At 40.5% G+C, this 20,657-nt stretch carries 17 protein-coding genes; 3 read left to right on the forward strand and 14 right to left on the reverse strand.

Features of this window, described 5'->3' with window-relative positions:
* Nucleotides 1-284: 284 nt before the first annotated feature.
* Both P8O16_RS13300 and P8O16_RS13305 read right to left on the reverse strand, forming a co-directional pair.
* Nucleotides 285-1,820, reverse strand: a complete 1,536-nt coding sequence (locus P8O16_RS13300) for a sulfatase (RefSeq protein WP_300315814.1) — start codon at nt 1,818-1,820, stop codon at nt 285-287.
* 96 nt (nt 1,821-1,916) lie between these two features.
* Nucleotides 1,917-3,563 carry a carboxylesterase family protein gene (locus P8O16_RS13305; RefSeq protein WP_300315817.1) on the reverse strand — a complete coding sequence of 549 codons (1,647 nt, stop codon included), beginning with the start codon at nt 3,561-3,563 and terminating at the stop codon, nt 1,917-1,919.
* Between the two features lie 91 nt (nt 3,564-3,654).
* Here P8O16_RS13305 and P8O16_RS13310 point away from each other — a divergent pair, with 91 nt between their 5' ends.
* Nucleotides 3,655-4,374 (forward strand): NUDIX hydrolase, encoded by a 720-nt coding sequence (locus P8O16_RS13310; protein ID WP_300315820.1) that lies wholly within the window; start codon nt 3,655-3,657, stop codon nt 4,372-4,374.
* Here P8O16_RS13310 and P8O16_RS13315 read toward each other — a convergent pair.
* The 3 genes from P8O16_RS13315 to P8O16_RS13325 are packed head-to-tail and all read right to left on the reverse strand — an operon-like array spanning nt 4,367 to nt 7,369.
* Entirely contained in the window at nt 4,367-5,884 is a 1,518-nt protein-coding gene (locus tag P8O16_RS13315; RefSeq protein ID WP_300315823.1) for a M20/M25/M40 family metallo-hydrolase, read from the reverse strand. The two genes, P8O16_RS13310 and P8O16_RS13315, sit on opposite strands and share 8 nt — an antisense overlap.
* Before the next feature lie 22 nt (nt 5,885-5,906).
* Entirely contained in the window at nt 5,907-6,572 is a 666-nt protein-coding gene (locus tag P8O16_RS13320; RefSeq protein WP_300315826.1) for an NAD-dependent epimerase/dehydratase family protein, read from the reverse strand.
* A 17-nt stretch (nt 6,573-6,589) separates the two neighbouring features.
* Nucleotides 6,590-7,369 (reverse strand): NYN domain-containing protein, encoded by a 780-nt coding sequence (locus P8O16_RS13325; protein ID WP_300315829.1) that lies wholly within the window; start codon nt 7,367-7,369, stop codon nt 6,590-6,592.
* A 101-nt stretch (nt 7,370-7,470) separates the two neighbouring features.
* Between P8O16_RS13325 and P8O16_RS13330 the strand changes: the two genes are divergently transcribed.
* Entirely contained in the window at nt 7,471-9,684 is a 2,214-nt protein-coding gene (locus P8O16_RS13330; protein WP_300315832.1) for a radical SAM protein, read from the forward strand.
* 39 nt (nt 9,685-9,723) lie between these two features.
* Here P8O16_RS13330 and P8O16_RS13335 read toward each other — a convergent pair whose 3' ends face one another.
* The 3 genes from P8O16_RS13335 to P8O16_RS13345 are packed head-to-tail and all read right to left on the reverse strand — an operon-like array spanning nt 9,724 to nt 11,868.
* On the reverse strand, nt 9,724-10,023 hold the full coding sequence (locus P8O16_RS13335; protein ID WP_300315835.1) for a chaperone modulator CbpM: 300 nt from the start codon (nt 10,021-10,023) through the stop codon (nt 9,724-9,726).
* Between the two features lies 1 nt (nt 10,024).
* Nucleotides 10,025-10,930: a J domain-containing protein gene (locus P8O16_RS13340; protein WP_300315838.1), complete on the reverse strand. Its 906-nt coding sequence runs from the start codon at nt 10,928-10,930 to the stop codon at nt 10,025-10,027.
* Nucleotides 10,931-10,980: 50 nt separating this feature from the next.
* The gene (locus P8O16_RS13345) at nt 10,981-11,868 is read right to left on the reverse strand and encodes a dienelactone hydrolase family protein (RefSeq protein WP_300315841.1); all 888 of its coding nucleotides are present in this window, start codon (nt 11,866-11,868) and stop codon (nt 10,981-10,983) included.
* A 251-nt stretch (nt 11,869-12,119) separates the two neighbouring features.
* Between P8O16_RS13345 and P8O16_RS13350 the strand changes: the two genes are divergently transcribed.
* Nucleotides 12,120-12,689, forward strand: coding sequence for a Pycsar system effector family protein (locus P8O16_RS13350; RefSeq protein ID WP_300315843.1), 570 nt, complete (start codon nt 12,120-12,122; stop codon nt 12,687-12,689).
* Between the two features lie 42 nt (nt 12,690-12,731).
* On the opposite strand, the gene P8O16_RS13355 is transcribed toward P8O16_RS13350, so the two are convergent.
* The 6 genes from P8O16_RS13355 to P8O16_RS13380 form a co-directional block, all read right to left on the reverse strand.
* Complete coding sequence (locus P8O16_RS13355) at nt 12,732-13,694, reverse strand: NAD(P)-dependent alcohol dehydrogenase (protein WP_300315846.1); 963 nt, start codon at nt 13,692-13,694, stop codon at nt 12,732-12,734.
* Nucleotides 13,695-13,722: 28 nt separating this feature from the next.
* Nucleotides 13,723-14,874, reverse strand: a complete 1,152-nt coding sequence (locus P8O16_RS13360; protein ID WP_300315849.1) for an aminotransferase class V-fold PLP-dependent enzyme — start codon at nt 14,872-14,874, stop codon at nt 13,723-13,725.
* 13 nt (nt 14,875-14,887) lie between these two features.
* Nucleotides 14,888-16,198 carry a polysaccharide deacetylase family protein gene (locus P8O16_RS13365; RefSeq protein WP_300315851.1) on the reverse strand — a complete coding sequence of 437 codons (1,311 nt, stop codon included), beginning with the start codon at nt 16,196-16,198 and terminating at the stop codon, nt 14,888-14,890.
* A gap of 102 nt (nt 16,199-16,300) precedes the next feature.
* Nucleotides 16,301-18,577, reverse strand: a complete 2,277-nt coding sequence (locus P8O16_RS13370) for an aminotransferase class III-fold pyridoxal phosphate-dependent enzyme (protein WP_300315854.1) — start codon at nt 18,575-18,577, stop codon at nt 16,301-16,303.
* A 260-nt stretch (nt 18,578-18,837) separates the two neighbouring features.
* Nucleotides 18,838-19,527 carry an SIMPL domain-containing protein gene (locus P8O16_RS13375; RefSeq protein WP_300315857.1) on the reverse strand — a complete coding sequence of 230 codons (690 nt, stop codon included), beginning with the start codon at nt 19,525-19,527 and terminating at the stop codon, nt 18,838-18,840.
* Between the two features lie 137 nt (nt 19,528-19,664).
* Complete coding sequence (locus P8O16_RS13380; RefSeq protein ID WP_300315860.1) at nt 19,665-20,633, reverse strand: kelch repeat-containing protein; 969 nt, start codon at nt 20,631-20,633, stop codon at nt 19,665-19,667.
* Nucleotides 20,634-20,657 lie beyond the last annotated feature (24 nt).

Below are 20,657 nucleotides of genomic sequence, written 5' to 3' on the forward strand. Positions count from 1 at the left end.
CATCTACCAATTTACGCTTGAATTCTTCAGAATACTTCCGGTATGGATTGATCCTTTTTCCCGTTTTTAGCATTTTTCAAGTAGCTTTAAAACGGTCAACCTATATCAGGGAATGACAGGCGGTCAGATCCTGTGCCCCTTTCTTGTCAAATGAGTCTAAAATGAGAAGGCTGAAAGCCAAAGTCTTAAAAGAAGACAAAAGCCATCAACCATCTCGTAAATCGTAATTCGTAAATCCAAGATCCTATTTCATAAATCCTAAATCTGATATCTTATATTCCACATTACTTCACCTGATATTCTTCCTTCAGTCGCTTCAGTTCCGTTTGCATTCGTACCACTTGGTTTTGCATCTCAGGAGCAGAATAGACATTGTTCATTTCTTTTGGGTCGCTTTGTAAATCATAGAATTCCCACTCGTCGGAATCATAGAAATGGATAATCTTAAAACGCCCATCGAAAGCTCCTTCATGCTTTTTCACAGAGTGAGCACCAGGATATTCGAAATAGGCATAATACAGACTTTTTCGCCAGTCAGTAGGTTTTTCACCTTTCATTATTGGCAGGAGGCTTAGGCCCTGCATCGTACCCGGATCAGGTGTCTCGGTGATTTCTAAAAAAGTCTGTGCAAAGTCCAGATTGGAAACCAAAGCGTCCGAAGTAGTTCCCGATGGGATTACCCCAGGCCAAGACATTAAAAGTGGTGTTCGGAAGCTTTCCTCGTACATAAATCGCTTGTCAAACCAGCCATGCTCTCCAAGATAAAATCCTTGATCAGAAGTATAGACTACCAAGGTGTTGTCCTCTAAATTATTTTCTTTTAGATAATCTAAGACTTTCCCAACACTCTCATCTACTGCTCGAATCACAGCTAAATAGTCTCGCATATAGCGCTGATATTTCCAGCGAACCAGATCTTGTCCACTGAGATTGGCTTTTTCAAAATCTTCCCGAAGCGGATCATAAACAGCATCCCATGCTTTTTGTTGGCTTGGATTCATTCTACCATAGGTTCGCTGATACACTCCGGATGCAGAATCTGCTTTGCTCCACATCTTAAGATCATATTTTAGCTCCATAGTTTTGTCGATAGTCATATCCTGGTCCCTAGCAGCGGAGGTTCGAGTGGCATAATCGTCAAATAGATTATCAGGCTCAGGAAAAGTCACATCTTCATATAGTGAGAGTTGATTCGGGCCCTTTTCCCACTCTCGATGTGGAGCTTTGTGCTGCATCATCAGCATAAAAGGCTTTCCTGAATCTTGTTGACTTTTTAGCCAATTGAGTGTTTTGTCTGTGATGATTTCTGTCACATACCCGGTTTCGATGGTGGTATCTGTAGCCGTGATAAAATCTGGATTATAATAATGGCCTTGTCCGGGAAGAATATCCCAGTAGTCAAAACCGGTTGGAGCTGATTTTAAATGCCATTTTCCTATTATAGCAGTATTATATCCGTTTGCTTGGAGCAATTTTGGGAAAGTGGTTTGACTTCCATCGAAAGTGTCATTATTGGTAAGGTGACCATTTGCATGTGAGTGAAGTCCAGTCAATACAGAGGCTCTTGATGGTGCACAGATCGAGTTGGTGACATATGCCCGATTAAACCGCATCCCGCTTTTAGCAATTCGATCGATATTTGGGGTAGGAGCAAGATCTTTCAATCGGCTTTCATAGGCAGATATTGCTTGAAAAGCGTGATCATCTACGAATACAAAAAGTATATTTGGTTTTTTAGAAGCTTCTGGTTCCTTTTCCGAGCAAGCAACAAATGCTAATAGGATCAGGAAAATTCCAATTCGATTTATTTGTTTCAACATGATCAAAGGGTTGGGTTTGCTTAAAGATAGTTGAAACCCAAAAAAAAGGAAGCCTTTCGACTCCCTTTTTCAATCGGTGTTAAGTTTAATCAGGCACTATTTTTTATCGTTTCCGTAGAAGCGATCATGAAATTGGTATCGAGGAGTATCCGTCGCTTGAAATATTTTGCTTTCGGTATTGATGTCCATCACTGGTGGATTCGAATCTGTAACTTTTATGGCCTTCCATTCCGGAAGGTTTTCACCGTTTGGATTTCCGGTTTTTATAAAATTAGCGAAGAAACCCATAAACGTTTTGGACACTTTGTAATCGTCCGGAGTCCAAGCAAATACATCGACCAATGGAAGATTCCCCAAAGCATATTCGATTTCGCAGGCATGTGGAGCACCGATAGGCTCAGGCATTTTTGGGCCGCCTTCAACCGTTCCTCCTGCCAAGCCTGTAGTCAAATTGGAGTTTTTCAAAGGAGGTCTAAGTTTACTGTATAGGTATCGATACACCGGCTGGTCAGAATTCTTGGCATGGAGATCAAGCCATTTCCATGTACTATAAGCGATAAATCTATCTGCGGCAAGATCAGTAGCAGAGCGTTCTACTTCTTGAGGATTAGTATGAGGGTGGAGTGTTAAAACTTCCTCGTAATCTTCTGGATAAGTTTCTTGAACCTTTTTAATGAAAGCTTCCGAAGTATAAGGTTGACCCTGCATAAAAGCCATACCTGGAATCTCGGCAGAATTCCATCCAGCCAGCAATGGTACCATTGCCTGCTCTTTAGCTTCGAAGATTTCCGGAAGTGTTTTAGGAAGGAAGTATCCATCAATGGTCACTGGAAAACCAAAAAGCTTTGATTCCAAAAAGATCTCATATACTTCAGCCGTACTCAATTTTCGCATTTCGGCAATAGAATTAAATCCGGCTTGGGTGATGAAATCAGTTCCAATCTTCTCTGCATCTTCAAGTTTGTTAGGTGCCAGAGTGGGATTTATTCCAGCACCTGATTCACCAATTGCTCCGGCTATGAGTCCTTTAGAAAGAGGAGAGGCCATTTGGTAGCTGACAGAAATTGAACCAGCAGATTCTCCTGCAATGGTTACTTTGTCAGGATCGCCACCGAAAGCTGAAATATTTTCCTTCACCCATTTGAGTGAAGCGTGCTGATCCATCAGTCCATAATTCCCTGAACCTTTGTGAGCTGTTTCTGCACTTAAATCAGGATGTGCCAAAAAGCCAAATACATTCAAGCGATAATTTACTGTTACTACCACAATGCCTTGCTGAGCCATTGCTTCACCATTGTAGCGAGGTTCTGAACCGTCACCTGCCGAGAATCCACCTCCATAGAAATAAACCAGAACAGGGAGGTTTTTGTCATTTCGAGTTGCCGGTGTCCAGACATTTAGATAAAGACAATCTTCACTCATGCCATCAGACTTGAAATCCATATCCCCAAAAATGGGAGCTTGAACTGCTCTTGGTCCAAATTTCTTAGTTTCCTTAACCCCATCCCAATTCTCCAATGGTTGCGGTGCTTTCCATCTTAAATCACCTACCGGTGGCTTCGCAAAAGGGATTCCTAAGTATTTTTTAATGTTGGTTTTGGTGTCGTAATAGCCGGCAATAGTGCCATTTGTAATTTCAGTTTTCACTTCAATACTATTGAGATGCTGAGCTTTTGAAAAATGCGGTAATGCTAGAATAGCTGAAAAGAAAATGATGAGTAGGGATCTTGGGTTGAAATTCATTTACTGGACTTTATTGTTTCTTCCTGAAACAATAGTACCGTCTTTAGAATAATTTTCCTAGTTATTTAATTGATTTTTTATAGATTCGTTCATGGCATTTGATTCAAAGGACTATATTCCCAATCTTTCCTATGACGCTGTTATTTTTGGATTTGCTGGTGAAAAGCTGAAAATCTTGGTTTTAGAATACCAGAATACAGGGACTTTTGCTCTTCCAGGCGGATTTATCCGGATGGATGAGCCCTTGGATAAAGCAGTAAAAACAGGTGTGTCTGAGCGTACCGGGATAGAAAAAATTTACTTAGAGCAATTCCAGACTTTTGGGTCACTGGAGCGCTCCGACCCTTCGATCATGAAGAAGATTCTTGATGGCCAAGGTCTGAAATTAGATAATGATTGGATGCTCGGTCGATTCGTTACGGTGGCTTATTATGCTCTGATCAACTACGAAACGGTCATTCCAAAACCAGACGCTTTATCGGATTCGATTGATTGGTATAATTTTGATGAACTGCCCCCCTTAATGCAAGATCACAATCTAATCGTGAGTAAGGCACTCGAACATCTTCGGACTCATCTGGACCAGAAGCTACTAAGTTTTAATCTGCTACCTGAGTTTTTTACCATGAAAGACCTGCAGCAAGTCTATGAGTCGATTATGGGAGAAAAGCAAAACCGAGCAAATTTCCAGCGAAAAATACTCGGTTTAGGGATTTTAGATCGACATGAAAAACTGTTTACTGGAGGTTCTCACAAAGCGCCTTTTTTATATAGCTTCAAAAAAGAACTTGTAGCTAGCGAAATCAGTTGAGCGGTTCTGTCAATACAGATATGATTGCATAAATGCCTTCTTTGTAGTTTCCTAATCTCAAATTCTCATTTGGACTATGTTGATTATTATCAGCATTCACTGTTGGAATGGTTACTGCAGGAATCCCTAGAGCATCGACAAACGGAGAAATAGGAATTGAACCTCCAGAAATTCGAATCTGAACTGGATCTTTTCCATAAGCTCGATTCATTGCTTTGCGAAGCCAAGCTCCTGCTTCAGAATCCATCGGCGTTCGAAATGCCTGATAGGAAATGGATTTGGTCATCTTGACGATTTTGGGATATTTCATCCGCTCCTCATCAGTAGGATCATGATCGAGCACTGTGAATCCTTGCCCTTGAATATGCTTTTCGATCAAGCTAAAAAGTCGGTTTGGATCCGACTCAGGTACAAGCCTAATATCCAATTCTGCCAAAGCCACATCGGGTACAATTGTGCGAGCTTCAGGGCCGACCCAAGCTGAACGCATTCCGCGGATATTCAGGGAAGGATATTGAATGCTTTCCTGATAGCTTTTCCCAACTTGATCCGTTCTTCCTAATCCAAGTCGCTGATTGATTGCCGCTTCATCGTCGGGCACTGCATCAAATATTGCCTTCTCTGATTCATTAAACTCGATGCCATCGTAATAGCCTGGAATTGTCACTCTGCCTTCCGAATCTTTCATTGAAGCTAGCAATTGCGCCAAGAGAAAGCCTGGATTCGGAGCATAGTTACCATAATGCCCGCTGTGCTGTGGAAGTTTAGGGCCATAAGTAGTGAGAGTCATATCGCTGATGCCTCGGGCTCCGTAGCTTAAGGTCGGTTCGTTACTGGTATGTCTTGGACCATCCATGATCAGCATGAGATCAGCAGCGAGCTTTTCTTTGTAGTCGATCACTGCCTTCGGCAAAAGTGGCGAGCCTTGTTCTTCCTCGAAGTCTAGAATGATCTTCACATTGTAATTGGGAGAAATACCTTCCTCTGCCAAAGCATCCCAACCAGTCAAAAACATGGCGATTGGACCTTTGTCATCAGAGCTGGATCTGGCATAAACTCTCCAATCTGGATTGTATTCTGATTTCAATTTCTCCATCTGAATAATCTCCCAATCCCCTTTAGCATTCTGAGCTTTTAGGACAGGAATATAGGGATCCGGCTGAAGCCATTTTCTTCGGTCTACAGCCTGTCCATCTACGTGGAAATAGAAAAGTGTGGTTTTGGTAGCTCCAGGTTGTTTTTTTTCTACCAAAAGAAGTGGGATGCCGCTTGTTTTTAAGCGCTCTGTGGAATATCCTCTCTTGTCAAATTGATTTTCGCACCAAGCGATATTTACCTCGATTTGCTCTGGGTAAAAGGCATCGTTTGGAATGCTCACCATTTCATTCAAAAGCGAAAGTCCATGTTGCCATTGGCTTTCAGTGAGCTCTTCAATTTTGGCTTGATTGGGTTGCTGAGCAAAAGCATTTAAAGAAGCAAGGAGTGCAATGGAAAGAAGAAGTTTTTTCATAGGTATATGTAAAGCTCGGGATTTAAAGTTTTGCAGTTTCAGTGATTTCTATACCGTTCAATATAAATTTATCATACCCTTTCAGGGTCACTTTGAGCATAGAATCTCCAACTTCTGCTAAGGTATTGAATGCGTTTGGAAATAGTTTTCTGCCTATAGGGTAGGTCCAGCCAAAGTATTTGTATGTGGAAAGTATATGCAAGGAATTGGCTGCAACAGGTTTCATTACGCCAGGGCGATAGGCGAAAACTTGTTTGAAAGGAAGTTTTCGTAAATCATTTTCAGTTTTTCCTTTTACTCTTGCCCAGTGTGAACTTCCTTTTTCAGAACTGTCAGTTCCTTGTCCTGAAACATAGGTAAAGGTCATTTTTGGATTTAACTTAGCTAAAGTTTTGGCAAAAGACAAAGTAAGATCATAGGTGATTCGCTCGTATTCTTCTTTGCTGATCCCTACCGAAGAAATACCTGCGCAGAAATAACAGGCATCGTAACCAGCCAATTGATTTTCAACTGCACTCAAATCTGAAAAGTCTGCATGAATCAATTCCTCAAGTTTAGGATGCGAATGACCATTTGGCTTTCGACTAATTGAAAGTACTTTTTCAACTTTCGGATTATCCAAGCATTGAAGCATTACGCCTTCGCCTACCATTCCTGTCGTTCCAGTGATGATGATTTTCAATCCCATTTCGAGTTTCTGTTTGATTATTTCAATTTAACCAATGGATAATTTAATCCATTAACTTCATTTCGAATTACAGTGTATTTATCTAGGCTTTTGAAAAGCTCTGTAAGATTGCGGTAGCCATAAGATCTAGGGTCAAAACTTGGGTCGATTTTCCGTAAAGAAGCTCCGATTTTAGCGATGTGAATTTCCTCTTCTTCGTCCGAGGCGATCTCAAATGCTTTGTCAATTAATTCTAAATCCAATGTCGGAGATTCCTTAAAAAGCTCCTCTTTATTGACATCTTCAGATTTTGTTGTAGACCTTTTGGGTTGTGATTTACTTGATTTATCGGAAGATTTAGATCGTTTTTCTTTTTCTTCTGGGATAAGATTTTCTGCAAAAGTGAAAATCTCACAAGACTGGACAAATGCTTTTGGGGTTAATCTTCTTCCGATTCCCATGACAAACATTCCCTCTTCACGGATTCTTTTTGCGAGGCCTGTATAGTCTGAGTCACTGGAAACAATACAAAAACCATCCACACTGTCACTGTGAAGAATATCCATTGCATCGATGATTAGTGAACTGTCAGTGGAGTTTTTACCTGTGGTGTAGGAGAATTTCTGAATTGGGTTGAAGGAATATTGGTTGATGACTTCTTTCCAGCTGTTCATGTGCGGAGTAGTCCAGTCACCATAAATCCTCCTTATAGTAGCTTTTCCATATTTGGAAACTTCCTCTAAAATCTCTTTAATCAGTTTTGCTTGGGCGTTGTCACCGTCTATCAAGACGGCAATATTGAATTTATTTTCTTTCATTCTTGGTACTTGTTGTTCAGTAAATCTACTTAATTAATTATTCTAAGATTCCTAAATAGATTCTTTTAAGGGTTTTATTTGGGTTGTTTGGATAGCTTTTGATGATTCTTTCCGAACTTTACCATACCAATCTAACTCCGATTTTGACAAATAAAGTTCTCTTCATCACGCCTCCGCTTACACAGCTGAATACTCCATATCCCGCCACGGCTTATCTCAAAGGGTACCTAAATACACTTGGTGTAGCTTCTAATCAAGTGGATCTGGGGATTGAGATGATTTTGGAGCTTTTTTCAAAAAAGGGACTTTCTGATGTTTTCCAAACTGTGGAAGCGCAATTAGATGAATTGTCTGAAAATTCAGCTCGGATTTTTCGTCTTCGAAAGAAATACCTTCAGACTATTGATCCTGTGATTGCCTTTCTTCAGGATAAAAACCCAACACTTGCATACACCATATCTGAGGGGGATTTTCTTCCGGAAGCGAGTCGTTTTGAGCAATTGGAGGATTTAGAATGGGCATTTGGCACTCTTGGGATTCGAGACAAGGCACGCTATTACGCTACCCTTTATTTGGAGGATTTGGGTGATTTGATCAAAGAGGTTGTGGATCCAAATTTCGGATTTAGTCGGTATGCGGAGCGATTAGGATTGTCAGCCAGCACTTTTGATGAAATGGAAGAAGCGCTGCAAGAACCTTCCGGAATGATTGATCAGATCATGCTCGACTTATTAGAAAAGAAAATTGAGCGCTATCAGCCCACTTCAATTGCTTTCTCTGTTCCCTTTCCGGGAAACCTTTATGGAGCTTTCAAGTGTGGACAATACATCAAGAAACATTATCCGGAGATCAAGATCTGGATGGGTGGGGGATACCCAAACACAGAACTCCGATCACTCAAAGAAGCTCGGGTTTTTGATTATGTGGATTTTATTGTTCTGGATGACGGGGAAGCTCCGATTCGTTTGCTTTTGGAGTATTTGGAGGGTAAAAGACCAATCCATGAATTGAAGCGTACGTTTGTCAGGCTTGATTCGGAAGTGAAATTTCTAAATAATTCTTCAGTTAAAGATATTTCGCAGCGAGATACCGGGACACCGGATTATTCTGATCTCTTTCTTCGCGATTACCTTTCAGTTATAGAAATCGCCAACCCCATGCATCGGCTTTGGTCTGATGGGCGCTGGAATAAGCTGACGCTAGCACATGGCTGCTACTGGGGTAAATGTACATTCTGTGACATCTCACTTGATTATATCGGTCGGTACGAACCAATCAATGCAGAGATATTATGTGATCGCATTGAAGAAATCATGGCTCAGACAGGCCAGAACGGCTTTCATTTTGTAGATGAAGCAGCACCTCCGGCTTTGATGCGGGACTTGGCGATTGAGATTTTGAGAAGAGGCCTGACGGTGGTTTGGTGGACAAATATTCGCTTTGAAAGTAGTTTTACCGCAGATCTTTGCCGCTTACTTCGAGCCTCAGGTTGCATCGCCGTTTCCGGTGGTTTGGAAGTAGCCTCAGATCGACTTTTAGAATTAATCAAAAAGGGTGTTACTGTCGGTCAAGTTGCCAGAGTCACGAATCATTTTACCCAGTCTGGGATTATGGTTCATGCCTACTTGATGTACGGTTTTCCCACCCAAACTGCTCAAGAGACAATTGACTCACTGGAAATGGTTCGCCAGTTATTTGAATCGGGCGTATTACAATCCGGCTTTTGGCATCGTTTTGCGATGACAGCTCATAGTCCAGTGGGTTTGAATCCAAAAGATTTTTCGGTAAGAATCATGAGCACGGAGGGAAGTTTTGCCAATAATGAGCTACAACATGAAGATCCTACAGGGGGAGATCATGAACTATTTGGCGAAGGGCTACGGAAGTCGCTGTTCAATTACATGCATGGGGTCGGATTTGATATTCCGCTTCGAGATTGGTTTGATTCCAAGGTTCCAAATCCATCTGTCTCCAATACTTACATTTTAAAAGAATTGGAAAAAGAGGAGGCCATTTCCTATAAAGATCAAAAACGAATTATTTGGATTGGAGAGGAGCCAGAACTTTTGGAAGGAGAAAATGCCGGTTTTGCTGATTTGGTTTTTTCAGGAAAGAAAGAAGATTTTGCCATGGAAATCCCAACGGAATTGGCAGAATGGGTACTTGGTTTACTTCAGGAGGTTTCCTATCAGGAAAGCCTAAAAACGATCAGACCTATCCGGGAAAGTTATGAAGAAGAATTTGGGGATTTTGAAGAATTGACCTCATCCGAAGTGTGGGAAATACTTCGAGAGCACGGTCTATTAGTGCTTTGAGGAGGTATTATTATTAGTCATACGTATTGGGAGAACTACTTAAAGTTCTCCCGAATACCATTGCAACTTCTTTTTTGCTTCATCTAATTCAGACTGTAAACTTCCTACTTTATTCAGCAGATTCAGGATAATGTCAATTCCTTCCAGATTGACATTTAGCTCCTCATGAAGGCGAAGCACTTTTTCAAGATCAGATACTTTTTCTTCCGAGATAAACACCACTTCATTTTCCCTCACCAATGAGATCAGACCAACTTCCTCCAATTGCTCGATAAAAGAGAATTGAAGTTGATAATGGGTGCAAACCGTTTCTACCAAGATTAATTTCTGCTCTTCCATATTATCTTAGGTTTTTTAGTTCTTTGAATAATTCCCGCTCTTTTTCTGTTAGATTTTTGGGAAGTGAAATGGAGTAAGTGAGAATCAAATCTCCAAATTCACCTTTTTTCTTATAAACAGGGAAGCCTTTGCCTTTCAATCTTACTTTATCTCCATTTTGGGTTTCAGGAGCGATTTTCAGTTTTACCTTTCCGTCAAAAGTATCTGTCACCAGTTCTCCACCAAGCATAGCAGTGTATAAGTCAAGCTCAACGTTTTTGTGAAGATTATTCCCCATTCGGTGAAATTCGGTTGTATTTTCAAGGTGGATTTTAATGTACAAGTCTCCATTTGGACCACCATTAACTCCCTGACCACCTTTGCCTGGGATTTTTATGGTTTGCCCATTCTCAATACCGGCAGCTATAGTCAATCTGATTTTGTTGCCATTTACATCCAAAACTTGAGGGAAGTCTTTATAGACATCCCTCAAGTTGAGGTGTAATTCTGCGTTCAGGTCTTGCCCTTTGAATTTTACACTTCTGCCGCCTTGCTTATAGCCTGATCCTCCACCGCCAAACATGGATTCGAAATAATCGGAAAAGTCGCTTTGCGAATATCCGCCTCCGGAAAAACCTTGTCCCTGGCCTGATCTGCCTTGACTCTTTCTATGCTGTTGCTGTTGACGTTCATATTCTTCACCATGCTTCCAATCTTTGCCATACTTATCGTACTTGGCACGATTCTCAGGATTGCTTAGGACTTCATTTGCCTCATTAATTTCTTTGAATTTTCGCTCCGCCTCTTTGTCATCGGGATTAACATCGGGATGATATTTTCTGGCTAGCTTTCTATAGGCTTTCTTGATTTCATCAGGAGTTGCCGTTTTTGCTATTCCAAGTGCCTTGTAATAATCTATGAAATCCATGAATTTTTCTTCCGCTATGTTTTAGATTAAAGTTTAAACCTTTGATTCTATCACTTTAATTTTTCTTTAAAAAAACTGATGGTTCGCTCCCAAGAAAGATTTGCAGCAGCTTCATCATACCTAGAGGTCGTATTATTGTGAAAACCATGATTAGTCTCCGGGTAAAAATAGGCTGTATTTTCAACCCCATTTGCCTTTAAAGCTGCTTCGTATGCTGGCCAACCTGCATTAACACGTTCATCAAGTCCTGCATAATGAAGCATTAATGGAGCCTTGATTTTTGCGGCTTCCTCGGCGGTTGGTTGACCTCCATAATAAGGTACAGCAGCTCCTAATTCAGGGATCCGAACAGCCATCATATTGGAAATCCATCCGCCGAAGCAGAATCCAACTACTCCTACTTCACCGCTACAATCCGGATGATTTTTAAGATACTCATATGCTGCAATAAAATCTTCGAGCATTTCATCTCGATTTCTCTTGGATTGCATAGCTCTACCATCATCGTCATTACCGGGATATCCACCAAGTGGTGTCAAAGCATCTGGTGCGATAGAAATAAAGCCAGCTACCGCTGCTCTTCTTCCTACGTCTTCAATGTATGGATTAAGCCCTCTGTTTTCGTGAACAACCACCACTCCAGGAACCTTTCCTTTTTTATCAGCAGGAATCGAAAGAAGCCCTTTGATCTCTCCCCCTCCTTTAGGAGAATTATACATCACATATTCTGAACTCAATCGCTCATCGTCTTCCGAAATAGTCCTTGTACTCACATAATCAGGCATCATTGCACTCATCAATGAAGCTACTGTGATCCCTCCAACTGCATACACGGACAGTTTCTCCACGAAAGTTCTACGATCGATACGGTTATGCGCATAGGCATCATAAAGGTCAAAAACCTCCTGATTAATTTCTTCTTTTTTAAGATTACTCATGATATGATTTGTTTTATTACAATTAGTTTTAAAAAATCCATTCTTCAATTTATTTAAAATGAATTGGATTACTTCTAACTTTTTGAAGTTTGGACCAAAAACTGGATGAATTCTGAGTTTACAAGGATTTTGTTCAGCTTTGAAGATTATTTGTTTAGAAATTTCTCATGGGTATTCCTATTGATACCAAGTTGAAAGGTTCTATTTTTAGGGAAATTATTCTTTAAATTAAGATTTGAAAAAATCCACCTATGGAAGAAGAAGTGATCAAAGTAAAAAAAGAAAAAACTGAACGCGAGCGTCAGACATTTTTTAGAGTGACTTTTAAGAATAATTGTAATCTGCTACAGATTGCGGATAACAAGGCAAATATCATAATAAGCATCAATGCATTAGTGATTTCTTCCACCATCGCTATTATTGGTTACGGTTCTATTTCTCACGGTCTGGACATTAAGAACCCCCTCACACTCATCCCGATTTTGCTTTTACTTTCAACTTGCTTGACTTCAACTATTTTAGCTGTTCAAGCTGCAAAACCAAAGATTATGGGCAAAACTCCCCCTTCAGCTCAAAAACCGAAGTCAAGTATGCTTTTTTTTGGAGAAAGTTCTACCTACACATTAGATGAATATTTGGAAGAAATCGAACGGATCCTTCCATCCAAAGCCGAAATCCACGAACACATGGGGATCTCACTTTACTACCAAGGCAAGGTTCTTAATAAAAAATACAACTTACTTCGTCATGCCTATAATGTTTTCATTCTAGGACTGGTAATTGGAATCTTGACTTTTTTGATGTTTATGATAGTTTCTTGATTTTAGGAGCATAAATCGTTATCCAATTTTTTTCTAAAATTTCTAGCTGATTCGAAGAATCACATTACCGATTTTTTGCCCGGTCCCTACATAAGTATAGGCTTCTACGAGTTGGTCAAAATCATACACCCGATCAATCAAAGGTTTAAAGAGACCTTTTTCATATTGAGTTTTTAAAAAAATGAGATCTTCCTGAGAAAATGTCGGAATTGGGAAAAGTAATTTTTTACCTGAGGTGAATTTATGTTTTATAGCCAAAAAGATGTTTTCCAATCGAGGTCCTAATTCAGTAGAAATATAGATTCCTTTTTCTTTTAACAGAGGTTTACAAATCGAAAACCTACTCTTTCCAACCGCATCAAAAATAAATTCATAGCGCTCTTCAGTTTGGGTAAAATCTTCAGTTTGGAAGTTAACCACTCGATCTGCTCCGAGATTCCTGACTGTATTCATATGTGCTCCGGGGCAGACAGCAGTGACTTTTGCTCCGATTCCTTTGATCAATTGTATGGCAGCTGAGCCAATTGCGCCTGTGCCGCCTATTACGAGCACGTGCTGGTCTGCCAGCACATTTGCAGCTCGGATATTGCCTAGAGCATAGTGGGAGCCCTCACTTAAAGCCGCTGCAGTTTCAAAATCCAATCCTTCGGGAATGGTAGTTATGCCTTTGTTTTCATCGATGACTTTGAATTCAGCATGTGCTCCAAAGCCCTCATCATCAAAACCAAAAACCCGATCTCCTACTTTGAACTTGGACACTTCGCTTCCGATTTCTGATACCACTCCAGCAAACTCGCATCCTAAAACAGGTTGATTTGGACGGAAAAGTCCAGAAAAAAATCTACTGACAAAATATTCAGCACTTCTGAAACCTGAATCTGTTCGATTTACTGTTGCTGCTTTGACTTGAATCAGCACATCGGACTTGCCAACATTGGGTTTAGCGATTTCAGCGAATCTGATGACTGAAGGCGGACCGTATTGGGTATAGATTTGAGCTTTCATAGCAATAGGGGTTTAATTCCTATACGGATTAAAGGTGCTGTTCGATAACGTGCATTAGTGCGGAGATGTCTTCCTTTTCATTAAACACATTGATTGAAACCCGGAGGTATTCGCCTCTTGTTGAAACGTAAATTTGGTTTGCTTCAAGTTCTTGTTTTAAATCTGCAGTGTTGATGTTTTTTGGTAAGAGGGGAGCAAAAAGATGTTCTGCTAAATATGGTTCAGGTTCTGTCTGTCCACCGATGCGAGAAATAAAGTCAATTAATGGTAGATTAAGTGAGCTGGAATACTTTTGAATTGCACTTGGAGTCCATTTTAAGATTTGCATTAAGCTGGCTTTAAGCATGGGCATTAAGACAAAATTCGCTGCTTCACCGACAGTGTATCTCGCTGCCCCAGAAATGTATTCAGCCTCATATTCGGATAATCTCCCAAAATCTCTGGCATTGACCCGATTCATCCATGACTCTTCTAGAGGAATTCCATTGTGAAATTTTTCACCGATATATGCTAAAGAAAGTGAATAGGGGCCAAGTAGCCATTTGTAAGTAGCGCAGATTAAGGCATCAATTTGACAGGCCTTCACATCTATTGGCATCGCACCGACGGATTGGGTCCCATCCACAATGAACACGGCACCCATTTTCTGGCATTTTGCACCAATTGCTTCTAGGTCATATTTCACCCCACTCATCCAGTGAATTGAAGAAATCAAGACTACAGAAGTTTTCTCGTCAATCGCCTCCAACAAAGCAGAATTCCAAGATTCACCTTTGGAAGCCGATGTTGAATCTGGAGCAATCGTTTCGATTGTAGCTTGATTTTCTTTTGCCCAGCGTGCAATGGAGAAATAGCCACTTGGAAATTCGTCTTGAACGACGATCGCTTTCCCTCTAGCTTTCGGTTTAAGATTAGTCAAAACAGAAGAAAATCCATAGGAAGTGGATGGAATGACCGCCACGTCGGAAGACTCGCAATTGACCAATTGACCAAAAAGCTTTCGAACTGAATCTACCCCCTCAAAGAAATCAGTTGGTTTTAACTGAATGGGATTTCGCTGTTGGATGATCGAAGCAATCCCAGCTTCTTCTGAGGATTTAAGCTGAGGACCTCGATAGGCATTGTTAAGGTAATGGACGCCGGGATCGAGGTTAAAGAGGTGTTTTTGACTAGTTAGCATTGCCTCGTTATTTTCAATTGGTGATAAAGGTTTGGGTTTCAGCTAAGGACAAAGGCGTTAAAACATATTTCCCTTTTTCATCTTCTTGAATAGTGAGAGTTTTTTGATCACTGCTTTTAGCCTGTGTCCAGTCTTCCGGAATATAGGTTTTAATCGTTAGTGGGACAGTATAGAGGAGTGGATCAAGATCCGAATTAAGCGAGATGGTGATTTTACCATTTTCAAAGCGACTTTCCACTCTTGTGTTTTGACGAGCGCGGACGTATTTGGTGACATCCCGGAACGTTTCGATCCAAATTTGATCTTCTGTGGATTTCATAAACGAGAAATACTCCTTTAATTCATCACGAGTTTTAGGTTCCCAGCCTAGGTTTTCCACTCCATGGATTACTAATACCAGCCAGATATTGTCATGATTCAAGGTTGTATCGATCCAGCTTTTCATATCTTCAAAAGAATGGCGGGTGAGAATTCCTCTTTGCCATTGTACATATTCTTTTTCGGAATCGCCAGGTTGAGCTTTGCTACCTCGGTTGATTTCTTCCAGCCAAGTTTCCGGCATTCGATTTCGCAGGGAAGGATAGATCTTGTGCGCATATTCCATGACACGCTCATTCTCTGTCCCATAAGGTCCTTCTGCAGAAAAGATGGATTCTTCTCCAAGGAACTTTAGCAAATCAGCTTTACTTTGCTCCAATTCATAAAGCATATTGACTTCATCTAATACCGCTAGTCGGGCATGGGTGACAGTATGGGACGCAATCTCATGACCTTGAGCAGCATAGGATTTATATTGCTCCCATGAAGTGGTATCTTCTGCATTATTGTGAAAAATGACTTCTCCAGTATTCACCATTTTCCCAGCCCTGATCTTTTCGTATCCTTCATCGATTAGGCTGTAGGCTTCCTGGATTTTTCCCGATTCAAATAATGATCCGGCTCTCGCATGATAATCTTCGGCTTCGGTTGTACCAGTAAAGGCAATAAGGGATGCCCGTTCGAAGAAATTACTGGAATCTGTTTTTGAGCTTGCTGTTTCTCGAATGATTTCTTTTGGGTCCCTACCAATAAACTTTCCCTTACCTGAACCTTCTACTTTCCCTGTGATAATGTAAAAAGTCGCAGGAAGTCCGAGGCTATCCATGATTGGTTTGCCAATCGTGAACTGATTGATGATGCCATCATCATAGGTGACGGAAATTGCTCCTATTTTACCCTCAGGCCATTTGGTGATTTCCGAAGTGCCCACATTTGGATTGGATTCGGTACATGAAAATCCGATACTGATTAAGAGAATAGAAAATAGCTTTAGAGTAGGTTTCATGTCAGTTTGGAATATTTTGAATTCCAATATCCCAATTTGTTTTGTAGATAAAGAACCGCTGATCTAAAATGGTGCGGATTCAGAACTGTCAAATCGATTTTTTTAAACTATTCTATTTAGAATATCTCTGATGTTTCGAACGACTTCAGCAGCATTTTCCTTTGAAAAACAAAGTGGAGGCTTAGTCTTTAAGACATTATCATGTGGTCCATCAGTGCTGATCAAGATATTCCGATTTCGTAATTCATTTTTGATTCGAGAGGCCAAGGCTGTATCTGGCTCAGTGGTTCCAGGTTTTACTAACTCAACTCCAAGGAATAAGCCCGAACCTCGGACATCACCTATACACGAATGATTTTTCTGTAATTCTCTGAATAGCTCGAGATAGTAATTCCCAACGATTCGAGCATTTTCTTGCAATCCTTCTTCCTCAATCACGTCCAAAACCGCAATACCGATCTCGCAGGAAACCGGATTTCCACCAAATGAACTAAAAAATTCCACTCCCTTGCCGAAGGATTCAGCGATTTCTTCAGTACAAACGACTGCCCCCATTGGGTGGCCATTGCCCATCGGCTTTCCCAGGACTACCATATCTGGTATGACTCCCTGAACTTCATAGCCCCAAAAATGTGTTCCAACCCGCCCAAAACCTGTCTGCACTTCGTCGCTGATGCAAATGCCACCCTGAGCTCGAATTGCTGGATAGAGTGCTTGGAGATAGCCTTTTGCTAAAGGAACTTGTCCGCCGCATCCAACAATTGGTTCGGCGATAAAAGCTCCAATTTTTCCATCAAATGTTTCTAGTTGGGCAATGGCATCTTTTGCATAAGCTGCTCCTGCTGAGCCGTCATCGTTTTTATATTTTCCTAAATAGGTGTCTGGGATAGCAGCTTTTAAAATATTTGGCTTTTGTCCGATGCCCTTTTTGTTGCTGAATTTATAGTCGCTGATATCGATCGAAATCTGAGTATTTCCATGATAGCCATGCTCCATGACCATGTAATTTTGACTTTTGGTATGCGCAGTTGCTATTCGCATGGCGAGGTCACTTGCAGCAGAACCTGAGTTGACAAAGTAGACTTTACTTAAGCTTGGAGGGAATTTGGCTAAGAGCTTTTCAGCATATTCTGCCAAAGAATCATAGATGTATCGGGTATTCGTGTTGAGTTTTGCCATTTGCCTCTGACCAGCAGCTACCACTTTTGGGTGAGAATGTCCCACGTGTGGGATATTGTTGTAGGCATCGAGGATTGCATTTCCTCGATCATCATACATGTATTGAAAAGCCGCAGAGGTGATTGCAATTGGGTTTTTGTAGCTGACAGAAAGAATAGGCGAAATGGACTGATACCTACGCTCAAGTTGGGTTTCAATTGGGATGAATTTTGAAACAGGAAGATTTACTACCTTCTTGAATTCATTGGTAGCACCTAGTGGGCTAATTGCAATCCATTTTCGAAGTGTAGCCCAAGCTGCCTTTTCACTGATAGTGGCATAGCTGTTTTCGGGATTCACTTTTCTGGATTGAGCAGATTGGCAGACCGAAATACAAAGTCTAGCCGCAATAAGATAATAGAGGATTTCGAGTTCCTGAGCTTCTAATGGAAGCTTTTGGTGATAAGCTTTCAGAAAGTCAGCTACCCAATCCAAGGGTTTTTCTTTGTCATAGATGATGTAAGTCAGCGCAATTGCAACCTCATTAATCAATGGCGAATAAGTGCAATCGCCAAAGTCAATAATGCCATTAACATGTCCGTCTTTGGTAAGGATATTCCATTCGTTAGCATCTCCATGGATTAGTTGCTTTCGAAGTTGGGGTAGAATTGGAGCTACTTGCTCTTCAAATTGCAGGAAAAAATACCTGACTAAACTTCGGTCTATAGCAGATTCGATCGAAGCAATTAAAGGTTTGTTGAGTGCTAAGTATTGAATATCCCAATCCAATTGCCGAGATCTTAATACGTAATTTTTGCATTTACCTAAACCCAAATCTAATTCAGCCAAAAAGCTTCCTAATGACTCATAAGTAGTTTTTGATGCTGCAATTGAACCAAGGAAATCCCCTTCGAGAAAGCTAAGCATTCGAAATAGGCTCGGTTTTCCTTCTAGTTCTTTCTGCAAAAGATATTGTTTTTCCGCTGATGGAATTGGCGTTGGAATCCCTGAAGTCAGATATGCTGAAAGCTGAAGTAAAATTTCATTTTCTGCATCTAAAATATCTGCGTACTCAGCGTCGAAAGGGTAAGTTTTTAGGATAGATTTTCCCTCCCCATCACTTACCAAGTAGTTGAGATTAAAGTATCCAGCTAGAAGTTTGAGTTTGGGGTTTTGATATTGGAATTCCTGCTTTAATAAATCTTCCAGCGTACTCATCATAGGGTAGGGATTCGTTGTTCAGATCGAATAGAGTTTCAATATCTCAATTTCTAAAATGATAAAAAAAGATTTCATTTGATCTCCTTATGAAATCTTGCTTATCAAGATTAACCCAGTAGACCAATCGAGTTGAGTGAAGGTAAAATTGTTTAATGACTTCAAATTTTCAATCAGTGCTTTGGCTTTTTCAGCATGACTTTCAAATAAAAAACCCCGATAGAATAATCTACCGAGGTCTAAATTCTTGATTTTAGAAACTATCAATACGTATACTTCACATATACTTTGCGTAACAAAGTTTGATCGTCAGGTGCAATCATTACTTCTGATGGACTATCAGCCATAGTTCGCATCATTTCCATTTTTGGATACACTTGCTGCGGAGTATCTAAGGAAACTCGGTGAACACGTATCGTTTTAATTCCCAAAGTTTGGGCAATTAATAGGGCTTTACTTTCGGCGTTTTTCAAAGCTTCTACTAGCATAGCATCTTCAAGCGAATTCCTGGTTGCCTCTGATACCTGGAAGTGCAGATTAAAACTCATGTCGCCTGCCTCTTGGATGGATTCGACGATCTTTTGAAGATCCTCATTCTTGCTTCCTGTAACTATTCTCAAACTCTGTCGTGCAACGTACCCACTATCTCTCGAAACTCCACTTCGGTAAATGCGATTGATGTCTACTGAATAATTATCTGCTATTAATTTATAATCTTTGATTTTTGCCTTTTTCAAAGCATCTGCAAGATTCTTAGTCTTTCGATTAAGGACTTCCACAGCAGATACGACTTTCATGGACTTTTCTTCTAGATTTATCGTGAATGTTGCTTCATCAGAAGCGACTTTGCGCATGGATACACCTTCAATTTCAATTAAAGGGATATTAAAATCCTCTTGAGCAAAAGCTACAAAACTCACTAAAATCAATAGAGCTGTTAAGGTATGTTTCATAATAATTGTGTTTATTTTCAATTATAACTGTTCAAAAGTGAAGCCAGACTTAGTTGAGTTATCAGAATTAGGAAATCAGAGGTCTTAAAAAAAATTAAAATCCGATTTAATAATCTTTCTGATTAAGAAGTTATACACTATTTCCATTCTAAGGCTTCAATATCACTTAGTTCTGGCCCACCATATCGTTCGGCCGATCCAGCAGCTACATACAATTTACCTTGGAAATAAATCACGCCAGTCCCATGTCTACCCTCATTTAAATCGGGCAGATTGGTCCATTCACCTGTTTTGGTATTCAACACCTCTACTTCTGAGTGGGAAAGTTCTTGGGTACTACTTTCCCCATTAATCACTACCAAAAACTCATTATGTCCAATTGAAGAACTACCACCTCTCAATGTCGGCAATCCGTTTTTTTCTGTATGCCATGTGCCGGTATTGAAATCATAATAATCTACTTCTGAAATTGTCAACTCTAACACTTTGTCAATAGCCGCATGAGAAGTTCTGCCTCCTGCTACATATGCTCGATCTCCAACCATTGCTGCACCGAAGTGATCTCGGGGCCTTGGTGCATCAGGTAAGACTTTCCAGGTGTCAGTTTTTGGGTCATATTCATCAAACCAAGCCACATGACCGTCCCAATGCCCATCAATGATTCCACAAACCAAGTAGATCTTCCCTTCTCTGGAAAAAACTCCTACTGAACCACGAAGTCTATCCGCAGGAATCTTTGGGCCTTCTCGCCAAGTATTTGTTTTTGGGTTGAAAATCAAGAAATTTTCTATTGGTTTCTCATGTGGATAGGGTCCTGATAAAGCTCCGATCACATAGATTTCTCCCTCGAAGGCTAAGGCCTGGAAGTGGTGAAAATTCATTGGAGAATCTGCCAATTTCTTCCAAGTGTTAGTTTTGGGATCAAATTCTTCAACTGGCCGATCTGTACGGCCACCCAATGCATAGAACTTGCCGTCTAATTCTACAAAGGAATTTTCATGTCTTGGAGACGCTTCATTTGAGGTGTCTAAAGTTTTCCATCCTCCTTTTTTACCACAGGAGCTTAAGGAAAAAACTAAAACGAAGAGGAAAATAGTCGATTTCATAGGTGAATAGGATTTTAGATCAAA

Source organism: Algoriphagus sp. (genome assembly GCF_029254265.1).
Classification (GTDB): domain Bacteria; phylum Bacteroidota; class Bacteroidia; order Cytophagales; family Cyclobacteriaceae; genus Algoriphagus.

Coding starts and splice junctions, on each gene's coding strand:
- P8O16_RS13300 (WP_300315814.1), bottom strand. CDS start 1,820: ATGTTGAAACAAATAAATCGAATTGGAATTTTCCTGATCCTATTAGCA.
- P8O16_RS13305 (WP_300315817.1), bottom strand. CDS start 3,563: ATGAATTTCAACCCAAGATCCCTACTCATCATTTTCTTTTCAGCTATT.
- P8O16_RS13310 (WP_300315820.1), top strand. CDS start 3,655: ATGGCATTTGATTCAAAGGACTATATTCCCAATCTTTCCTATGACGCT.
- P8O16_RS13315 (WP_300315823.1), bottom strand. CDS start 5,884: ATGAAAAAACTTCTTCTTTCCATTGCACTCCTTGCTTCTTTAAATGCT.
- P8O16_RS13320 (WP_300315826.1), bottom strand. CDS start 6,572: ATGGGATTGAAAATCATCATCACTGGAACGACAGGAATGGTAGGCGAA.
- P8O16_RS13325 (WP_300315829.1), bottom strand. CDS start 7,369: ATGAAAGAAAATAAATTCAATATTGCCGTCTTGATAGACGGTGACAAC.
- P8O16_RS13330 (WP_300315832.1), top strand. CDS start 7,471: ATGATTCTTTCCGAACTTTACCATACCAATCTAACTCCGATTTTGACA.
- P8O16_RS13335 (WP_300315835.1), bottom strand. CDS start 10,023: ATGGAAGAGCAGAAATTAATCTTGGTAGAAACGGTTTGCACCCATTAT.
- P8O16_RS13340 (WP_300315838.1), bottom strand. CDS start 10,930: ATGGATTTCATAGATTATTACAAGGCACTTGGAATAGCAAAAACGGCA.
- P8O16_RS13345 (WP_300315841.1), bottom strand. CDS start 11,868: ATGAGTAATCTTAAAAAAGAAGAAATTAATCAGGAGGTTTTTGACCTT.
- P8O16_RS13350 (WP_300315843.1), top strand. CDS start 12,120: ATGGAAGAAGAAGTGATCAAAGTAAAAAAAGAAAAAACTGAACGCGAG.
- P8O16_RS13355 (WP_300315846.1), bottom strand. CDS start 13,694: ATGAAAGCTCAAATCTATACCCAATACGGTCCGCCTTCAGTCATCAGA.
- P8O16_RS13360 (WP_300315849.1), bottom strand. CDS start 14,874: ATGCTAACTAGTCAAAAACACCTCTTTAACCTCGATCCCGGCGTCCAT.
- P8O16_RS13365 (WP_300315851.1), bottom strand. CDS start 16,198: ATGAAACCTACTCTAAAGCTATTTTCTATTCTCTTAATCAGTATCGGA.
- P8O16_RS13370 (WP_300315854.1), bottom strand. CDS start 18,577: ATGATGAGTACGCTGGAAGATTTATTAAAGCAGGAATTCCAATATCAA.
- P8O16_RS13375 (WP_300315857.1), bottom strand. CDS start 19,527: ATGAAACATACCTTAACAGCTCTATTGATTTTAGTGAGTTTTGTAGCT.
- P8O16_RS13380 (WP_300315860.1), bottom strand. CDS start 20,633: ATGAAATCGACTATTTTCCTCTTCGTTTTAGTTTTTTCCTTAAGCTCC.